Origin of the sequence: Streptomyces aureus, assembly GCF_001418135.1 — a bacterium.
Lineage (GTDB): Bacteria > Actinomycetota > Actinomycetes > Streptomycetales > Streptomycetaceae > Streptomyces > Streptomyces aureus_A.
In genome coordinates, this window is record NZ_LIPQ01000594.1 from 1 (window position 1) to 2,933 (window position 2,933).

General features: G+C 73.9%; 3 protein-coding genes. All 3 read left to right on the forward strand.

The genetic code is table 11. The features are described 5' to 3' along the window. Positions 1 to 905 (forward strand): ABC transporter ATP-binding protein (locus AOK00_RS34650; protein WP_159041923.1); only part of this gene is annotated, 905 nt, incomplete at its 5' end. Next, positions 902 to 1,927, forward strand: coding sequence for a 4-hydroxy-3-methylbut-2-enyl diphosphate reductase (locus AOK00_RS34655; protein ID WP_055604102.1), 1,026 nt, complete (start codon positions 902 to 904; stop codon positions 1,925 to 1,927). The genes AOK00_RS34650 and AOK00_RS34655, both read left to right, overlap by 4 nt. A gap of 17 nt (positions 1,928 to 1,944) precedes the next feature. Then, positions 1,945 to 2,933: 1-deoxy-D-xylulose-5-phosphate synthase N-terminal domain-containing protein (locus AOK00_RS34660; protein WP_254047609.1), on the forward strand; the 989-nt coding region annotated here is incomplete at its 3' end.

Consider the following 2,933-nt stretch of genomic DNA (forward strand, 5'->3'; position numbering starts at 1 on the left):
TCTTCGACGGCTACCAGCAGGCCCGGGTGTCCCTGCTGCGGATCCGGGACCTGCTCCGGCTGCGCAGCACCACCCCGGCCGCCGCCGACGCGCTCCCCGTCCGCTCCCTGCGCGGCGAACTCGTCTTCGACGACGTCGACTTCCACTACCGCGACGGCCGCCCGGCGCTGACCGGCATCCGGCTGCGCATCCCGCAGGGCCAGACCGTCGCCTTCGTCGGCACGACCGGCGCCGGCAAGTCGACCCTCGTCAAGCTCGCCGCCCGGTTCCACGACCCGACCCGCGGGGCCGTCCGCATCGGCGGGACCGACCTGCGCGACCTGGACCTCACCGGCTACCGGAAACGGCTCGGCGTCGTCCCCCAGGAGCCGTACCTCTTCGCCGGAACCGTCCGGGAGGCCATCGCCTACGGCCGGCCCGACGCCACCGACGCCGAGACGGCCGACGCGGCCCGCCGGGTCGGCGCCCACGACACCCTCAGCGCCCTCGACGGCGGCTACGACCACCCCGTGACCGAAGGCGGACGCAACCTCTCCGCCGGTCAGCGGCAACTGATCTCGCTGGCCCGCGCCGAACTCGTCCGCCCCGACGTCCTCCTGCTGGACGAGGCCACCGCCGCCCTCGACCTCGCCACCGAGGCGCTGGTCAACCGGGCGACCGAACGCCTCGTCAACGGCCGTACCGCCCTGATCGTCGCCCACCGCCTCAGCGTCGCCTCCCGAGCCGACCGCGTCGTCGTCGTCGACGACGGCCGGATCCGGGAGGACGGCACCCACGACGAACTCCTCGCCCTGGACGGGATCTACGCCGCACTGTGGCGCGCCTCGCAGGGGCGCCCGCCCGCGGCCACCGTCCCGCGGCCCGCAACCCTCACCCACGACTCCTACGAACGGAACGCTTCATGAGCGCCACCATCCAGCCGGCCGGCCCGGACGCCCCGGCCGACGACCGGCCCCCGCGCGTCGTCCTCGCCCAGCCGCGCGGCTTCTGCGCCGGGGTGCGCCGTGCCATCGGCATCGTGGAACGCGCCCTCGACCTCCACGGCGCCCCGGTGTACGTGCGCAAGGAGATCGTGCACAACCACCACGTCGTGGCCGAGCTGGAGAAGCGCGGTGCCCGCTTCGTCGACAGCGAGGACGAGGTGCCCGAGGGCGCCGTCTGCGTCTTCTCCGCCCACGGCGTCTCGCCCGCCGTGCGCGACGGCGCGGCGGAGCGCCGCCTCGAAGTCATCGACGCCACCTGCCCGCTGGTCTCCAAGGTCCACCAGGCGGCCGTCCGCTACGCCCGCGACGGCCGGACCATCCTGCTGGTCGGCCACGCCGACCACGAGGAGGTCGAGGGCGTCCGCGGCGAGGCCCCCGAGCGCACCATCGTCGTCGAGAACGAGGACGACGTCGCCGCCCTGGACCTGCCGGACGACGCGCCGGTGGCCTACCTGACCCAGACCACCCTGTCCTTCGACGAGACCCGGCGGGTCGTCGACGCGCTGCGCGCCCGCTTCACCGACCTCGCCGGCCCCGCCGACGGCGACATCTGCTACGCCAGCCAGAACCGCCAGAACGCCGTCAAGGCCCTCGCCCGCCGCAACGACCTCGTCCTGGTCGTCGGCTCCCGCAACTCCAGCAACTCGATCCGCATGGTCGAGGTCGCCCGGGAGCACGGCAGCGCCGCGTACCTCGTCCCGGACGCCGGCCATCTGGACGAGACCTGGCTCGCCGGGGCGTCGAGCATCGGCGTCAGCTCCGGCGCCAGCGCCCCGGAGATCCTCGTCCGCGGGCTCCTCGACCGGCTCGCCGCACTCGGCTGGCACGACGTCGAACTGGACGACGGCATCGCCGAGGACGTCGTCTTCTCCATGCCCGCCCGGCTGGCCGACCCCGTCACCGGCCGCGTACCCCGGACCCCCCTGGCCGATGAGGCCCTGTGACCAGAACAGGATCTGTCATGACGTCGATCGCATCGGTCCACGGACCCGACGACCTGCGCGCGCTCACCCTCCCGCAGACCGAGGAGCTCGCCGCGGACATCCGGCGCCTCCTCGTCGAGGAGGTCACCCGCACCGGCGGCCACCTCGGCCCCAGCCTCGGCGTCGTCGAACTCACCCTCGCCCTGCACCGGGTCTTCGAGTCCCCGCGCGATCAGATCCTGTGGGACACCGGGCACCAGACCTACCCCCACAAGATCATCACCGGCCGGGCGGCCGCCTTCGGCACCCTGCGCCAACCTGGCGGACTCTCCGGCTACCCGTCGCGCGCCGAGTCCGCGCACGACCTCATCGAGAACTCCCACGCCTCCACCGTCCTGTCCTACGCCGACGGCCTCGCCAAGGCCCACCGGCTGACCGGCGCCACCGACCGCGCCGTCGTCGCCGTCATCGGCGACGGCGCCCTGACCGGCGGCATGGCCTGGGAGGCCCTGAACAACCTCGCCGACGGCGCCGACCGCCCGGTGGTCGTCGTCCTCAACGACAACACCCGCTCCTACGCCCCCACCGTCGGCGGCATCCCCGCCCACCTGGCGCGGCTGCGCACCGAGGACCGCGCCCCGCACTCCGTCTTCGAGAACCTCGGCCTCGCGTACGTCGGACCCGTCGACGGACACGACATCGCGGCCCTCGAAGAGGCCCTGCGCCACGCCGCCGGACTCGGCCGGCCCGTCGTCGTCCACTGCCTGACCGAGAAGGGCCGCGGCCACGCCCCCGCCGAGCAGGACGAGGCCGACCGCTTCCACGCCGTCGGCAAGATCCACCCCGACACGGGCCTGCCCATCTCCTCCTCCGGCGCGGACTGGACCGGCGTCTTCGCCCAGGAGATGGTCGCGCTCGGCAAGGAGCGCGCGGACATCGTCGCCATCACGGCGGCCATGCTCCAGCCCGTCGGCCTCGACAAGTTCGCCAAGGCCTTCCCCGAACGGGTCTTCGACGTCGGCATCGC